Raw genomic sequence first — 16,125 nt, forward strand, 5'->3', positions numbered from 1 at the left:
CGTACTGGTTTAAATTTAATCCACTATACAATGCTCAGTTTGACGGGAATTCCGTTTCGTTCTTCATGCAAACACAAAACCCGCTGTCGAGATAGCGGGTTTTGTGTTTTTCGGTTTTGAGTATCTGATAAATGGGAACGGTATTTCTCGTATATGCGCACTCCGAAGGTAATGAGACAAAAAGAAGAGGGGATAATCTGTCGTTTAATGGCTCGGAGCGGACGGCTTCCGAGTGGTTTTGATTATACGCTAATAGAAATAATTATCAATACTAAAAAGATAAGAAATTGTAAATTGCACTTAATGCTATGAAAAATAATAAGATTTAATGAGTGGTGTTGGTGATGTTCGGAGACAATGGAGATAAAAGCGTATTAAGTTGTATCGGTTTGAAGCGTTGTATAGTGGATTAACTTTAAACCAGTATGGCGTTGCCTCGCCTTAGCTCAAAGAGAACGATTCTCTAAGGTGCTTAAAGCACCAAGTGAATCGGTTCCGTACTATCTGTACTATCTGCGGCTTCATCGCCTTGTCCTGATGTACTATCTGCGGCTTCGTCGCCTTGTCCTGATTTAAAGTGGATTAAAATTGCAATGATACGGCGTTGCCAACGCCCTTATGTACTACCCGTACACGGCGGGCGTTGCCGCCTTGTCTCATTTTTATTTTAATCCACTATAAATTTAATCCACTATAATGAGGATGTGGAGACGATCAAGCATATGGCCGTGCTTTAGGACGAGACTAGGCTGCATCGCGTTAATTAAACGTTGATGGACTGAATGATTCAAACTCAAAGGGTCGTCTGAAAACGGATTTCAGACAACTCTTTGATTTATCTGGCAAACACGCTTGGAGGATTTGCGCAGAGACCTTAAACTTTGGTTTCTTCGGCTTGCTGTTCTTCTTGAGCGGCTTGTTCCGCTTTAATCGCTTCCAATGCGGCGAATTGTTCGGCGACGCCTTGTTCGATCTTGGACAGACTGGCGGATTTTGCTTCGTGGTAGGCTTCTTCTAAAGCATAGCTGAAGCCGATATCGTCTGTACCGCCGTGGCTTTTGATGACGATGCCGCGCAGGCCGAGCAGAATGGCGCCGTTGAATTTGCGCGGATCCAGCTTGCCTTTCAGCCCTTTCAGGGCGGGGAGGGCGGCGACGGCTGCCATTTTGTTGAACAGGTTGCGTTGGAATTCCTGACGGATGGCGCCGCTCATGAACTTGACCGCGCCTTCGATGGTTTTGAGCATGATGTTGCCAACAAAGCCGTCTGCGACAATCACGTCGGCTTCGCCGTACAGGACGCCGTTGCTTTCGATGTTGCCGATGAAATTCAGTTTGCTGCTTTTGAGCAGTTTGAAGGTTTGTTTGACGGTGTCCGTGCCTTTGATGTCTTCGGTACCGACGTTAAGCAGTCCGACGCGCGGGCTGCCTTTTTGCGGGTAGAGGGCTTGGAAGAGTTCGTTGCCGATGATGGCGAACTGTACGAGCTGTTCGGGTGTGCAATCGACGTTTGCGCCCAAATCGAGGGCGAGGGTCAGGTGTTCGCTGTCTGAGGGCAGGAATTTGGCGATGGCGGGGCGGTCGATGCCGGGAATGGTTTTGAGGACGAAGCGGGCGGTCGCCATGAGCGCGCCGGTGTTGCCGGCGGATACGGCAGCCTGCGCGTTGCCTTCTTTGACTTGGTTGATGGCAATGCGCATGGAGGAGTCTTTTTTATTTTTCAGGGCAAGCTGCGGGGCTTCGTCCATGCCGACGACTTCGGAGGCGTGGAGTACGGTAATGCGATCCATCGGCGCGTTGGCTGCGGAGAGGGATTGGCGGATGGCGGATTCGTCGCCGACCATAATGAGGTGTACGTCTTGCTGCTGTTTCAAAAAGGCAAGGGCACCGGGGACGGTAACTGCGAGACCTGAGTCGCCGCCCATGGCATCTACGGCCAATGTAATCATGTTGTTCTCCGGTTTGTGTGGTGAAGGTGAATAGGGGCAGTATCGGCTGCCTCTGTGGGTTTATTCGGCTTCACAATCGGTTTCAGACGACCTTTGGACGATATGCGGTATGGAGGTCGTCTGAAAATGGGGGTGTATGTGTGGTTGGGTGCTTCGGATTGAAGTGTTGCGTTCCACATTCTAATACGTTTTATGAAGATGCGCTGAAAAGAGGCGAAATCTCGTTTTATCGGTGTTCTACGGATTTCGCCGTTGCCGTTTCGGGAGAAGGCGGGTTTCTCCGTTGCGGGCTTATTTTTTACCTTCGGCAGCAAGGCGGTTGTGTTCGTCGATATCGAGCGCGTCCCAAGGGTAGTTGATCCACCAGTCTTCTACGGTCAGACCGCTGAAGTAGGGGATGCCTTCGGGGATTTTGCCGACTTTGGTTTTGATTTTTTCGTGCAGGACGGCAACGCCGACGGTGCCGAAATCTTCTTTTTGCAACTCGGTCAGGCAGAATTCCATGGTTACGCGGCTGTCGTCGACTTCATCGACTACGAGTACGTTTTTGCCTTTCAGTGCGTCAGGGACGGGGTCGAGCCATTGGACTTTTTTGACTTCTTCCGTTACCTGTCCTTCGTTGTCGCTGTCGTAATAGGCAGTGGTTACAGCGTAAATCGGGATTTCCAGAAAGCAGCGCAGCATACGGGCGGGGATGAAGCCGCCGCCGCCGATGGCGATCATGGCATCGTATTTGACGCCGGAGTTTTGGATTTTTTCCGCCAACGCTTTGATAACGCGGTGGATGTCGTCGTAGGTGTACCAGATTTTCTGTTTCATGGCGATTCCCGATTGGATTGGGTGTATCAGTTTGAACTGCAAGGGTTTCGTGCCGCATTTTGAAGCATGGTCAGGCATGAAGTCAGGCAGTTCGGATGTAATGTAAAAAAGCCAGCATTGCATGGCAATATTCTGGCTTTTTCAGTCAGTCGAATAAGATTATTCGCCTTTGGCTTTCACTACTTTACGGCCGCGGTACATACCGTTGGGGGAAATGTGGTGCGGGCGGTGTACTTCGCCGGTTACGCTGTCAACAGACAGAGAAGGCGCGGTCAAAGCGTCGTGAGAGCGGTGCATACCGCGTTTAGAAGGGGATTTTTTGTTTTGTTGAACGGCCATTTCAAGCTCCTAGATAAATAAAACTGTGTCCTGATTAACTGCTTTTCAAACCTGCTAAAACAGCAAAAGGGTTGGGTTTGTCCTGATTGACTTGTTCCAGCGCGGCATTGTCGCAGTTTTCGTGGCGCGGGGAGAAGGGGAGCGACATTAGGATTTGGTCTTCCACCAACCCGCGTACGTCGAGTTCTTTCTCAATCGGCATGCCTTCCAACTCTTCGTCGGCAAGCATCGCTTCATCCAAGTCCTCTTCATTGGCGAACAAAACAATGCGGCTGGTTTCGTCGAGCGTAAACGGCATGGGGCGGATACATCGTTGGCAAATCAGCGGCATATCGGCTTTGACGTTCAAATCGAGAAACAAACGCTGCAGTCGGTCGCGTCCGCCGCTAAGCGTAAACGACACTTTGGTTTGTTTGTCGGCCGGATAATCGTGCGAACGGACTCGTTCGTCCAATTCCTCAAGCAGGAAGCTGCCTTGCAGGGTCTGCTTTTCGGAGGCGAAAACTTCTGGGTCAATCAAATTAGGGTCTGACATAAACGGGGTATGATATAATTTCGACAGTCTAACGTCAATATTTTTAAGCAAAATATGAGTGCAAAACTGCCTTTGATATTGGGTTCGGGTTCGGTATTCCGCCGCGCGCAGCTCGAGCGTTTGGGTATTGATTTCCAAACTGCCGCGCCTGATTTCGACGAAACGCCTGCTGCGGGTGAAAACGCGGCGGATACTGCCTTGCGTTTGGCGGAAGGGAAGGCGCGTTTGCTGGCGGGTCGATTCCCTGTCGCTTTGGTAATTGGCGCGGACCAAGTGGCGTGGTGCAATGACCGCCAGTTGGGTAAGCCGATGAACGTCGCAAATGCACAACAAATGCTCAGAGATTTGAGCGGCAGAAAGATTGAATTTTACAGCGCAATCGTGCTTTTGAATACTGCTTCGGGCCGTATTCAACGTCATGTCGATAACACGTCGGTCGTGATGCGTACGCTGACAGACGGGCAGATTGAACGTTATCTGGCGCGCGAACCGGACGCGGTTTACTGCGCGGGTGCAGCGAAGAGCGAGGGCTTGGGCGCAGCGTTGCTGGAGCGCATAGACAGCAGCGACCCGAACGCGCTTATCGGTTTGCCCATCTTCAAACTGGTCGAGTTTTTAAAAAACGAAGGCGTAGAAATCATTTAGGTCGTCTGAAAAAGCCGTTTGACGGTTTCAGACGACCTTCCGTATAGGAAACACCATCATGTCCCCGATTCTTTACCTGATTCCCACCCCTTTGGGCGCGCCCGATACGCCCTGCCTGCTGCCACACGAACAGACGCAGATTACCGGCTTGACCGATTTTGTCGTCGAAGCCGAGAAAACCGCCCGCGCCCATTTGAAACATTTGGGCATCACGACGCCCATCCGCGAGCTGAACCTGCAAACTTTAAACGAACACACTGACCTGAAAACCCTGCCCGAGCTTTTGAAACCTTTGCAGGAAGGGCGCAGCATGGGCATCCTCAGCGAAGCGGGTTGTCCTGCGGTTGCCGATCCCGGCGCGAATTTAGTGGCATTGGCGCACCGGCACGGCTATGAAGTCCGTCCGCTGGTCGGCCCGTCCAGCCTGTTGCTCGCGTTGATGGCTTCGGGGGCGAACGGGCAGAATTTCGCGTTTAAAGGCTATCTGCCGTCCGAGAAAAGCGAGCGTATTGCCGCTTTGAAGAGCTTGGAGCAGCGTTCGCGCCAGCAAAACGAAACCCAGATTTTTATCGAAACGCCTTACCGCAACGACGCGCTGCTTGCCGACGCGCTGGAAACACTGCACCCTGAAACCCGCCTCTGCACTGCAACCGACCTGACTTCGCCGACGCAGGAAATCATCAGCCAAACCGTTGCCGCTTGGCGAAAATCGAAAACGCTGCCGAATTTGAAAAAACGCCCGACGATATTTGTGTTGCACGCGGGTTAGAAAAGTAGGGGGGCGGTTTGACGGACTCGCCCGCCATACTGAAAAAGGTCGTCTGAAAACCTTATTTTTGAGGTTTCAGACGATCTTTGTTTTATTTTGAAGAGTTTAAAACCAATGCAGCAATCCGAGAGCCATCAGCACTGCCGTGATACACGCTAAAAGCGCGCAGATTTGTAGGGCTGTCGAGTTGGTTTTGGGATAGCCCATCAGGTTGGGTAACGGGTTGGACGGCAATATCATGCCGTAGACGAATTGAAGCAGTCCACCCGCGACCATAGGCAACGTAAATACCGGCAAGATCAGGCTGATGGCGGCAAGTACGATGCTGATTCTGAACATCCATATCGCCGGATAATGCCCCTTTCCGGCATCATTGCACCGCTTTTCCAGCCAAGTGCTTTGATAGTGCAGCAGACCGTAAAGGGCGATGGCAAAGACTTGTACTGCGCCGCCGATTTGTCGGCTGATGCCGCAGTACTGCAGACATGATTGAGACAACCACAGCAATAGTGCGGACACTGCGCTGATGCCCAGCAAAATGGGCAGGTTTACTGCCGCAAAGCGCGTACGGCTGGCGCGGCGGTTGTCGAAGGGATCGGGCCTTTCGTCATACAGGATGAAGCCGTCGGGTTCTTCTTGGTATGTGTTCATGATGTGGTGTAGTGAGTGATGATTTAGTTGTAATGTATAGTGGATTAACTTTAAACCAGGACGGCGTTGCCTCGCCTTGCCGTACTATTTGTACTGTCTGCGGCTTCGTCGCCTTGTCCTGATGTACTATCTGCGGCTTCGTCGCCTTGTCCTGATTTAAAGTTAATCCACTATAGTGTTGTTTTGCGTTTTCAGACGACGTCTTTGAATGGTTTATCAAACGTCGTCTGAAAATAAAGGTACAGCTTTGCATCTTATGGCGATGCAGTTTAAACAGCAGCTTTCCGTCGCCGTTTCAGACGACCTCTGCGCCTTACCAATTCACGCGCACTGCCCTGCTGCCGAGCAGGTTTTCCAGTTCGTCGAATAACGCAGAGCTCGGCGTAACCATCCATTTCGGCGGTACCTGAAACCTGCCCGACGCTTTGCCGTTGCTGTACGATAGTTGCAGCGGAATGTGCGACGTGTCGGGCAGGCGGTGGGCGGTGAGGATGGCGGCGAGACGCGTGATGTCGTGGCCGGGGGCGAGGGCGAGGCTGAGGCTGCGGGCGTAACGTTCGCGCGCCATTTGCAGGGTCATGACTTGGTTGGCCATGATGCGCAGCCCGTCGCCACCGCCGTAGTCGTCGCGGCTGACTTTGGATTCGATAATCAGCACTTGGTCGGATTTGAGGTAGTTGGAGCAGTTTTCCAGTGTCTGGCCGCTGACCATGATTTCAATTTGTCCGCTCAAATCTTCGAGGCTGACAAAGGCGATTTTGCCGCGTTTGCCCATCATGGTGCGCACGGCGGTAACGAATCCGGCGAGGCGCACGCTGTCTTGCGGTTTCAGACGACCTAATTTGGTCGGGGCGATTTGGCGGACTTCTTGGGCATACGGGCCGAACGGGTGGCCGGATAGGTAAAAGCCGATGACGGTTTTTTCTTCGGCAAGTTTTTCCGATTCGCTCCACATGGGCGCATCGATGAGCTGCACCGGTTCGATGGCGTCTTCCATCATGTCGAAGAGCCCGCCCTGATTGGCGTTGGCGGCTTTTTGGTCGGCGTTGTTCATGGCGAGGTCGATGTTTGCCAAGAGCATGGCGCGGTTGGGTTCGATGCTGTCGAACGCGCCGCCGCGTATCAGGGCTTCGAGGGTGCGGCGGTTCATGTGTTCTTTGCCGACGCGCTCGCAGAAGTCCAACAGACCGGTAAACTTGCCGCCGCTTCGCCGCGCGGCGATGATGGATTCGACGGCGGCTTCGCCCGTGCCTTTAATCGCGCCGAGTGCGTAGCGGATTTTCATGTTCGGATACGGCGTGAAGCGGTAGTCGGATTCGTTGATGTCGGGCGGCAGGAACTCGATGCCGTTGGCGCGGCAGTCGTCGTAGAAATGTTTGAGCTGGTCGGTGTTGTCCAATTCAGACGACATGGTTGCCGCCATAAATTCGGCGGGGTAATGGGCTTTGAGCCATGCGGTCTGGTAGGAAATCAGGGCGTAGGCGGCGGCGTGGGATTTGTTGAAACCGTAGCCGGCGAATTTTTCCATGTAGTTGAAGATTTCGTCGGATTTTTCGCGCGAAATGCCTTGTTTTGCCGCGCCTTCGGCGAAGATTTCGCGGTGTTTCACCATTTCTTCGGGCTTTTTCTTACCCATGGCGCGGCGCAGCAGGTCCGCGCCGCCGAGCGAGTAGCCGCCGATAATCTGTGCCGCCTGCATCACTTGTTCCTGATACACCATAATCCCGTAGGTCGGCGCGAGGATGCCTTCCAGTAGCGGGTGGATGTATTGGAATTCCTGACCCTTCATGCGCGCGACGAAGTCGGGGATGTTGTCCATCGGGCCGGGGCGGTAGAGCGACACAAAGGCGATGAGTTCTTCAAACTTGGTGGTGTGCGCCGTTTTCAGCATTTTTTTCATGCCGGTCGACTCGAACTGGAATACGGCGGTAGTGTTCGCATCGCGGAAGATTTTGTAGGCGGCTTGGTCGTCAAGCGGGATTTTGCCGACATCGACAATATCACCGGTGGTGTTTTTGATGTTGTTCTGCGCCATTTCGATAATGGTCAAGTTGCGCAGACCCAAAAAGTCGAACTTCACCAAACCCACGTCTTCCACGTCACCTTTGTCGTACATGGATACGGGCGATGCGGATTCGTCCGCCTGATACACGGGGCTGTAATCGGAAATCTTGCCTGGCGCAATCAACACGCCGCCCGCGTGCATACCCAGACCGCGCGTCAGATCTTCCAGCTTTTTCGCCAGCGTAATCAGTTCGTCCGCTTCTTCCGCTTCGATCAATTCCTGAATCTGCGGCTCCGCCTTCATCGCGTCGTCCAAACCCAGAGGTTTGTTGGCTTCCAGCGGAATCAGCTTCGACAGTTTGTCGCACAGGGTAAACGGCAGCTCCAGCACGCGCCCTACGTCGCGTATCACCGCTTTGGACGACATCGTGCCGAAGGTCACAATCTGGCTCACCGCCTGAGCGCCGTATTTATCGCGCACATACTCAATCACGCGGCCGCGGTTGCTTTGGCAAAAGTCCACGTCGAAGTCGGGCATGGAAACGCGTTCGGGGTTTAAGAAACGTTCGAACAGCAGCGCGTATTTCAGCGGGTCGAGGTCGGTAATCTTCAGAGAATACGCCACCAGCGAACCCGCGCCCGAACCGCGTCCCGGTCCCACCGGACAGCCGTGCGTTTTCGCCCAGTTGATAAAGTCTTGTACGATAAGGAAATAACCGGGGAATTTCATCTGGATGATGATGTTCAGCTCAAAATCCAGCCGCTCCTGATATTCCGGCATTTTCGCCGCCCGCTCCGCCTTGTCGGGATAAAGCTGAACCATGCGTTCTTGCAAACCCTCATTTGAGAGCTTCACCAAATAATCGTCCAGCGACAAGCCGTCGGGTGTCGGGAACAGGGGTAGGAAGTTTTTGCCCAGCGTGATATGGATATTGCAGCGTTTGGCGATTTCCACCGTGTTTTCCAAGGCTTCGGGCAAATCGGCGAAACGCTCCAACATCGTTTCCGGCGGAATGAAAAACTGGCTCGGCGTAAAATCGCGCGGACGTTTCTTGTCCGTCAATACCCAGCCGCCCGCGATGCACACCCGCGCCTCGTGCGCGTTGAAATCGTCGCGGCTCATAAACTGCGTCGGATGCGTCGCTACCACCGGCAAACCCAATTCCTCCGCCAGCTTCACGCTGCCCGAAACGCAAGCCTCCCATTCGGGACGCTCGGGCAGTCGTTGCAGCTCCAGATAAAACGCATCGGGAAACCACGCCGCATATTTCAACGCCGCCGCACGCGCCGCGTCTTCATTGCCGTTCAACAGATTCACGCCCACTTCGCCGTAATGCGCGCCGCTCAAACAAATCAAGCCTCTGTTGTCGCCGTTTTCCAGCCATTCGGGATTGAGTTCCGCATGATGGACATTGCGGTCTTTGCCGACATAAGCCGCCGTCAAAAGCTCGCTCAGGCGCAGATAGCCCGCATCGTTGCGGATAATCAGCATGGCGCGGAACGGCTTGTCGGGCGCATTCGGATTGCCTATCCACACATCCGCCGCACCGACGGGCTTAATCCCCGCGCTGCGGCAGGCTTTATAGAATTTCACCAAACCGAATTCGTTCATCAAATCGCTGATGCCCAAAGCAGGCAAACCGTATTCCTGCGCTTTGGCAATCAGTTTTTTAATCCGCACCATACCGTCGGTAATCGAAAATTCGGTATGCAGGCGCAGCGGGATGTAGGTCGGCTCGGTCATGGCAAAATCGGCGTGAACAATAAAAGGCGTATTGTAGCAGGGTTGGAAAAAGGTCGTCTGAAAAGGAGCGTAGCGGGGTTTCAGACGACCTCAACGGTAAGGGTAGATGGCGGCAGCATCATGGTATCGGTTTGTTTGGCAATCAATGAAAATGTGAAACGGTTTCAAAAAAATGAAAAGACAACGGTATGAACTGCAAAGGCAGGCAAAACGGTGAAATAGTGATGATGAATATTGATTTAAATCATGCGTCATCTAACGATGAATACTATAATATGAACATGTTATCAAACAGCTTTAAACGAAAGGAAAACTATGAAAGCCGTCCGCTTGGTTCTTGCTGCATCTTTGGTCTCTACGCTTGCCGCTTGCGGCAGCTCCTCTTCCGCGCTGTCCGATGCAATCGGTAAAGGCTTTGATCCTAAGGCTAAGGGCGTGAAATACATTACCGTTTTCGAGAGCGTTCCCGAAAACGGCACGATGCAGTTGAATGCCAACAATAAGGTACAAACGCTTAAAAAAGGCGACAATTTGGACACTGCCTTTTTGAAGCGCGACAAGATTTCCTATTATGACTACGTCGGTAAAATCAATGTCAACGGACAGGTCATCGATTTGGAAAGCGGCGATTTTATGGTTTACAAGCAAGACAATTCGGCGGTCGCTGCCAAATATATCAAGCAGAAAGCCGATCCTGCCGACGGCAACAAGCTGAAAGACTTGCAAGCGTATGAATTTAAAGTCGGCGAAGTGCAAGGTAAGGAAATTGCCTTTAAAGACTTGCCGCAACTGGGCAGCTATACCTACCGCGGCATTGCGTTTAACGGCGACGATAATAGCGGCCGCCTGACGTACACCATCGATTTCGAGAAAAAACAAGGTCAGGGCAAAATCAGAGGCATGGCACCTGATTACAATGTCGACTTGGCTGCCGCCAACATTGCCGCAGCAGGGGCAGGTTCGACAATTAACGGACGCGCGACGCTCAACAATGAAGAAAAAGGCAGCTACCGTTTGAACATTTTCGGCAGCAAAGCCGAAGAGATTGCCGGTAAAGCGCAAGTGAAGGTCGGCGATAAAGAGAAAGATATCGGACTTGCCGGTAAAAAAGAATAATTGAAAGAGACGTGTAAAAAGGTTGCCTGAAAACGCAGTTCAACCAGGTTTCAAACTCGGGTTGCTGCTTTTCAGACGACCTTTTTTTGATGGGGCGGATATTGGAAGGAAGCCTTATTGTTCGGTGATTGCAGACGGTTTCGGAAGGGTCGTCTGAAACCGGACATCAGGCGTAGTGGCCTGCACCCAAGATGCAGGCTTTGGCTGCACCGGTCGCATGGTGCGGACTGCTGGGCGTTCGGTTTATCCAACAGGCGGCGAGCCAGGCGAACGCGGCGGCTTCGACCCATTGCGGATCGAGATGGAGCGCTGCGGTGCTGTTCAATCCGACAGCGGGGGAGAACAAGTCTGCCAAATCCTGCATCAACACCGGATTGCGGACGCCGCCGCCGCAGACATAGAGATTGCGCGTGTCGGGGGCGGCGGTATCGACGGCGGTGTGGATGGTTTGCGCGGTGTAACGAACCAAGGTTCTCAATACATTTTCGGGCTTTTCACCGCCTTTCAGACGACCTTGAAGCCAGTTTAAGGAGAAAAGCTCCCTGCCTGTACTTTTGGGATGGGGTCGTCTGAAATAGGGGTGGTCGAGCAGGTTGTTCAGCAAATCAGGCAGGATAGTGCCTTGCGTGGCGCGTTGTCCGTCGCGGTCGTATGACTGCTGCCAGTTGTACTGCATCCATGCGTCCATCAGCATATTGCCGGGACCGGTATCGAAGCCGAATGCGGCTTGCTGCGGCGGTAAAACGCTGATGTTGGAAATGCCGCCGATATTGAGGACGACGCGGGTTTCCTGCGGATGCTGGAACAGGGCTTGATGGAAGGCGGGAACCAGCGGCGCGCCTTGCCCGCCCGATGACAAATCGCGGCTGCGGAAGTCGCCGATGGTGAAAATGCTGGTCAGTTCCGCCAATAGGGGTAAGTCGGCAAGCTGGATGCTGTAACCGTGTTCGGGGGCGTGGCGGACGGTTTGTCCGTGGCAGCCGATGGCGGTAATGGCTTCGGCGGGCAGATTTTGCTCTGAGAGGAGGGTGTGGACGGTTTGCGCGTAAAGGCGGCTGAGGGTTTGGGAGAGGATGCTGCTGCGGTGCAATTCGTTGTCACCGGTATTTTGAAGGTCAAGCAGCTCTTGGCGGAGGTCGTCTGAATACGGGGTAAAGGCATGAGCCAGCGCGCCCTGCCATTCGTTGCCCTGCATGCGGATAAGTACGGCATCTGCGCCGTCCATGCTGGTGCCGGACATGATGCCGATATAAAGTTGGGTATTCATGGGTCGTGGTTCGGATGAAGCCGTAAAGAAAAACATTTTAACGCGGTTTTGTGCTTTGTCAGGTATTTGGTGCGGCGCAGGTAAATAAATGTTTCAAGAAAGATTGCAAAAAGGTTACAATAGTCCGAAACACATCCGCAATTCTTAAGGAAGCTGATCCTATGGCTCAAACTCAGATGAGTGCCAACTTGAAGCTGATTAACGCTGTCTTTGCCGCTATGCTGGTGGGCATGGTCGGCTATTTTATTTACTGGGGCTTGGGCTATACCCATTACAACCATTCTATCTTGTTTATTATCGCTACCATGTTCGGCGTTTTCATGGCGTTTAACGTGGGCGGTAACGATATCGCCAATTCTTTCGGTACCAGCGTCGGTTCCGGTACGCTGACGATTCCCCAGGCTTTGCTGATTGCGGCGGTGTTTGAGGTCAGCGGCGCGGTGATTGCGGGCGGCGAAGTGACCGATACCATACGCAAAGGCATTGTGGATCTGAACGGCATCGACCTTCAGCCCATGCAATTTGTCTTTATCATGATGTCCGCGCTGCTCGCGGCGGCATTGTGGCTCTTGTTTGCTTCACGCAAAGGTCTGCCTGTTTCCACCACCCATGCCATTATCGGCGGTATCGTCGGTAGCGCGGTGTGTATGGCGGTGATGAACAATATGAATGCGGGCGAGCTGATTCAATGGGGCAAATTGGGCGAAATCGCCTTGTCTTGGGTTTTGTCTCCCGTCTTGGGCGGCACGGTTTCCTATTTATTGTTTTCCCGCGTCAAGAAAAACGTCTTGGACTACAACGCTTGGGCGGAAGGTACGCTCAAGGGCATCAAACAAGAAAAAAAGGCATACAAAGAACAGCAGCGCCTGTTTTTTGAAGCCTTGAGCGAAAGCGAAAAAGTCGAATACGCCACCAAAATGGCGCACGACGCGCAAATCTACGACGAGCCGGATTTTGATCCTGCCGATCTGAAAAGCGACTACTACCGCGGCCTGTACGATTTGGACAACCGCAAAAACAACGTCGACTCCTATAAAGCCCTTCATTCTTGGGTTCCCTTTATCGCCTCTTTCGGCGGGATGATGATTGCCGCCATGCTGATTTTCAAAGGGTTGAACAACCTTCACTTAGGCATGAGCAATGTCAACAGCTTCCTGACCATCTTCATGATCGGCGCGGCAGTGTGGATGGGGACGTTCGTATTCGCCAAAAGCCTGAAGCGCAAAGATTTGGATAAATCCACCTTTCAAATGTTTTCATGGATGCAGGTGTTTACCGCCTGCGGCTTCGCCTTCAGCCACGGCGCAAACGATATTGCCAACGCCATCGGTCCGTTTGCCGCCATTATGGACGCATTGCGCACCAACAGCATTACCTCTCAAAACGCCGTTCCGCCGATTGCCATGCTGACATTCGGTATCGCCTTGATTGTCGGCTTGTGGTTTGTCGGCAAAGAAGTGATTAAAACCGTCGGCAGCAGCTTGGCGGAAATGCACCCCGCTTCGGGCTTTACTGCCGAACTCTCCGCCGCCGCCGTCGTGATGGCCGCCTCCTTTATGGGTCTGCCCGTATCCAGCACCCATATTTTGGTCGGCGCGGTACTCGGCATCGGCTTGGTCAACCGCAACGCCAACTGGAAGCTGATGAAACCCATCGGCTTGGCATGGGTCATCACCTTGCCCGCCGCCGCCATCCTGTCCGTGACCTGCTACCTGATTCTGCAGGCACTGTTCTAATATAGGATTTTCACACAAAAGGTCGTCTGAAAGCACTGTTCCCGCTTTCAGACGACCTTTTTTATGGCGAAATCAAGATAAAAGTGAGGCAAGATAAGATGCTTGGTTGTGAATGGGTTTGGAACGTAGGACGTTGCCACTTGAGCGGCAAGAAGGATAATGGGACGCAATTTTTAGATATAGTGGATTAACAAAAATCAGGACAAGGCCGACGAAGCCGCAGATAGTACAGATAGAGACCTTTGCAAAATTCCCCAAAATCCAGATAGTACGGAACCATTCACTTGGGTGCTTCAGCACCTTAGAGAATCGTTCTCTTTGAGCTTAAGGCGAGGCAACGCCGTACTGGTTTAAAGTTAATCCACTATATTTTCTTGAAGTTTGTTTGCTCAAACTCTTTTGAAATGTTCCCAAACCGGTTTGCAGTTTTCCGGCAGTTCGGGACACGCGCCGAGGATGCCGCCACTGAAGTCGTTTAAGCGGTGGAAGTCGCTGCCCGCGCTGGCGAGCATACCGAAGCGTTCTGCTAAAAGCGCGTAGTTGAGGCGGTCGTTTTTGCAACAGTTGCCGCTGTGGACTTCGATGCCCACGCCGCCGAGGTTTTTAAATTCTTCAAACAGATTGCGCTTGGCGGTGGCGGACAAATCGTAGCGCATGGGGTGGGCGATGATTGCCATGCCGCCCGCGCCGTTGACGGCGTATACGCAGTCTTCCAGCGTCGCCCATTCGTGGCGGACGGCGCAGGATTTGCCGTCGCCCAAGTATTTGGTGAACGCCTGCTGCTTGTTTTTGACGTGTCCCGCTTGGATGAGGAACTCGGCGATGTGGGTGCGGCTGACCATTTCTTTGTTTGCCGCCAGCGCGAGTGCGCCGTCGTTTGCGCCGCTGATGCCTTTCTTTTCGAGCTTGGCGGCGATGGCTTCAAGGCGTTTCAGACGACCTTGCCGTACTTGCGCCAACAGGTTTTGCAGGTTTTCGTCTTGTTCGTCGAAATCCAAACCGACGACGTGTATGGTGCGCCCACGCCAAGTGACGGAGATTTCCACGCCATTGACGAAACGCAGCCCGAGTTTGTCCGCTTCGGCACGCGCTTCGGCGATGCCGCCGGTGTGGTCGTGGTCGGTCAACGCCAGCAGCGTGCAGCCGTTTTGATGCGCGAGGCGCACGACTTCGGCGGGGGAGAGCATACCGTCGGAAACGGTGGAATGGCAGTGCAGGTCTATCATGGGGTGTTATGTGTGTGGTGAATGAAGGGCGGGGCGGTCATGTTGAAAACAGAATCTGACAAAGGTCGTCTGAAAATTAGTAGGACGGATTTTTAAATCCGACAGTTCAAATTCCGCCGCGATGATTTGAATCAGCGGAACATTCAACGTTTTGTCAGATACAAGTATCCAACCTACGGCTTTTGAAAAGTAAAAGGTCGTCTGAAAACGCGATTTGATCAAGCCGAACCGTTTTCAGACGACCTTTCCGTTCTCTTCGTCTTCCGACCACCCCGCTTCTTTCAATTTCCGCTGCTGCGCGTCATAGCGGGCTTTATCCGTCCAATAAATCGTCTGGATGCAGGCATCGCCGCAGTCGCTGCCGCAACATTCCCACGATTCGGGGCGGACCGGTTCGTCTAGAAGCGGTTCGCCCAAGAGGGCTTCGGCTTTATTCTTCAGGGTCGTATCCATCGGCGATTTCCAAGCACGCGCCGTCAAACTCGATGACTTCGCCGCCGCGTATTTTGGCGGTTTTGCGGGTTTCGGTTTCGCCGTTGCGCAACACCAGTCCTTCGGCGATAAACGCTTTCGCCTGTCCGCCGCTTTCGGCAAGTCCGGCGAGTTTTAACAGGTCGCACAGGGCGATGTATTCGTTGTCTTCGAGATAGACGGTGGCTTCCATGAGGTTTCCTGTGATGGGGAAGGTTTGAATGTGTGAAATTGTAGCATAGGTCGTCTGAAAGCCGTTTCAGGCGGACAAAGGCTTCGGTATCAGCGTTGCAATTCGCGTTGCAAGGCTCTGCAGGCGGCATCGTTTTCGCCCATGCAGGAACGTTGCAATGCCTCCAGTCGCTCTTGCCGTTTTGCTGCGCGGTCTTCCGCCGTTTGACTGCGCATTTCCTCTTCGGTTTCTTTGGCGTTGCGGCAGGCGTTTTCATAGCCGCCTTTGCAGGCTTTGCGGTAGAGTTCGAGGGCTTTGGGGTAGTCCATGCCCAAACCGCTGTATGGGTCTAAATAGAGGTTTGCCAATACGTTGCAGCCCTTCATGTTTTTGCCGTCGCAGGCTTTCTTCAGCGGCAGGTAGGCGTCGGCAGGGCTTTCCAGATAGTCGCGGGTCCAAATGCCGAGTGTGACGCAACTGTCGAGCTGGTTGCGGGTGCATTGTGTGATCAGCTTTTGATAGGCTTCGTCGTCATAGTCTTCGGCGTATGCTGCCGGCAGCAGTCCGAGCAGAAGGGCGAATAGTAGGGAGGTTTTGGCGGGTTTCATGGTTTCTCAAGGACTTTTGTGCGGATAAGGGTTTGTCAGTGGTTTATAGTGGATTAACTTTAAATCAGTACGGCG

General features: G+C 53.0%; 15 protein-coding genes. 4 read left to right on the forward strand and 11 right to left on the reverse strand.

Annotated elements, in window-relative coordinates; translation table 11 throughout:
- Nucleotides 1–874: 874 nt before the first annotated feature.
- From plsX to HMPREF2572_RS04435, 4 genes are all read right to left on the reverse strand, one after another.
- Nucleotides 875–1,948: a phosphate acyltransferase PlsX gene (gene plsX / locus HMPREF2572_RS04420; protein WP_070496414.1), complete on the reverse strand. Its 1,074-nt coding sequence runs from the start codon at nt 1,946–1,948 to the stop codon at nt 875–877.
- A 291-nt stretch (nt 1,949–2,239) separates the two neighbouring features.
- Complete coding sequence (locus tag HMPREF2572_RS04425) at nt 2,240–2,767, reverse strand: phosphoribosyltransferase (RefSeq protein ID WP_070496440.1); 528 nt, start codon at nt 2,765–2,767, stop codon at nt 2,240–2,242.
- 159 nt (nt 2,768–2,926) lie between these two features.
- Nucleotides 2,927–3,106 (reverse strand): 50S ribosomal protein L32, encoded by a 180-nt coding sequence (gene rpmF / locus HMPREF2572_RS04430; RefSeq protein WP_003744026.1) that lies wholly within the window; start codon nt 3,104–3,106, stop codon nt 2,927–2,929.
- A gap of 34 nt (nt 3,107–3,140) precedes the next feature.
- Nucleotides 3,141–3,641 carry a YceD family protein gene (locus HMPREF2572_RS04435; protein ID WP_003776445.1) on the reverse strand — a complete coding sequence of 167 codons (501 nt, stop codon included), beginning with the start codon at nt 3,639–3,641 and terminating at the stop codon, nt 3,141–3,143.
- A 54-nt stretch (nt 3,642–3,695) separates the two neighbouring features.
- Here HMPREF2572_RS04435 and HMPREF2572_RS04440 point away from each other — a divergent pair, with 54 nt between their 5' ends.
- Nucleotides 3,696–4,286 carry a Maf family protein gene (locus tag HMPREF2572_RS04440; protein WP_070496415.1) on the forward strand — a complete coding sequence of 197 codons (591 nt, stop codon included), beginning with the start codon at nt 3,696–3,698 and terminating at the stop codon, nt 4,284–4,286.
- Between the two features lie 58 nt (nt 4,287–4,344).
- Entirely contained in the window at nt 4,345–5,055 is a 711-nt protein-coding gene (locus HMPREF2572_RS04445; protein ID WP_070496416.1) for an SAM-dependent methyltransferase, read from the forward strand.
- A gap of 105 nt (nt 5,056–5,160) precedes the next feature.
- Here HMPREF2572_RS04445 and HMPREF2572_RS04450 read toward each other — a convergent pair whose 3' ends face one another.
- Both HMPREF2572_RS04450 and dnaE read right to left on the reverse strand, forming a co-directional pair.
- Entirely contained in the window at nt 5,161–5,706 is a 546-nt protein-coding gene (locus tag HMPREF2572_RS04450) for a cytosine permease (protein ID WP_070496417.1), read from the reverse strand.
- A 313-nt stretch (nt 5,707–6,019) separates the two neighbouring features.
- The gene (dnaE, locus tag HMPREF2572_RS04455; protein ID WP_070496418.1) at nt 6,020–9,454 is read right to left on the reverse strand and encodes a DNA polymerase III subunit alpha; all 3,435 of its coding nucleotides are present in this window, start codon (nt 9,452–9,454) and stop codon (nt 6,020–6,022) included.
- A gap of 315 nt (nt 9,455–9,769) precedes the next feature.
- Here dnaE and HMPREF2572_RS04460 point away from each other — a divergent pair, with 315 nt between their 5' ends.
- The gene (locus HMPREF2572_RS04460; RefSeq protein WP_070496419.1) at nt 9,770–10,570 is read left to right on the forward strand and encodes a factor H-binding protein; all 801 of its coding nucleotides are present in this window, start codon (nt 9,770–9,772) and stop codon (nt 10,568–10,570) included.
- 166 nt (nt 10,571–10,736) lie between these two features.
- Here HMPREF2572_RS04460 and HMPREF2572_RS04465 read toward each other — a convergent pair whose 3' ends face one another.
- Complete coding sequence (locus HMPREF2572_RS04465) at nt 10,737–11,837, reverse strand: anhydro-N-acetylmuramic acid kinase (RefSeq protein ID WP_070496420.1); 1,101 nt, start codon at nt 11,835–11,837, stop codon at nt 10,737–10,739.
- Between the two features lie 161 nt (nt 11,838–11,998).
- Between HMPREF2572_RS04465 and HMPREF2572_RS04470 the strand changes: the two genes are divergently transcribed.
- Nucleotides 11,999–13,573 (forward strand): inorganic phosphate transporter, encoded by a 1,575-nt coding sequence (locus HMPREF2572_RS04470; RefSeq protein ID WP_070496421.1) that lies wholly within the window; start codon nt 11,999–12,001, stop codon nt 13,571–13,573.
- A 389-nt stretch (nt 13,574–13,962) separates the two neighbouring features.
- Here the strand turns inward: HMPREF2572_RS04470 and HMPREF2572_RS04475 are convergent, their stop codons facing one another.
- From HMPREF2572_RS04475 to HMPREF2572_RS04490, 4 genes are all read right to left on the reverse strand, one after another.
- Entirely contained in the window at nt 13,963–14,799 is an 837-nt protein-coding gene (locus HMPREF2572_RS04475; protein ID WP_070496422.1) for a PHP domain-containing protein, read from the reverse strand.
- Between the two features lie 234 nt (nt 14,800–15,033).
- Nucleotides 15,034–15,252, reverse strand: coding sequence for a hypothetical protein (locus tag HMPREF2572_RS04480; protein WP_070496423.1), 219 nt, complete (start codon nt 15,250–15,252; stop codon nt 15,034–15,036).
- Complete coding sequence (locus HMPREF2572_RS04485; protein ID WP_070496424.1) at nt 15,230–15,463, reverse strand: RNA-binding S4 domain-containing protein; 234 nt, start codon at nt 15,461–15,463, stop codon at nt 15,230–15,232. Before HMPREF2572_RS04485 ends, HMPREF2572_RS04480 begins: the two co-directional genes overlap by 23 nt.
- Before the next feature lie 89 nt (nt 15,464–15,552).
- On the reverse strand, nt 15,553–16,050 hold the full coding sequence (locus HMPREF2572_RS04490) for an SEL1-like repeat protein (protein WP_070496425.1): 498 nt from the start codon (nt 16,048–16,050) through the stop codon (nt 15,553–15,555).
- Nucleotides 16,051–16,125 lie beyond the last annotated feature (75 nt).

This window comes from Neisseria sp. HMSC064E01 (genome assembly GCF_001808875.1).
GTDB classification, from domain to species: Bacteria; Pseudomonadota; Gammaproteobacteria; order Burkholderiales; family Neisseriaceae; genus Neisseria; species Neisseria sicca_A.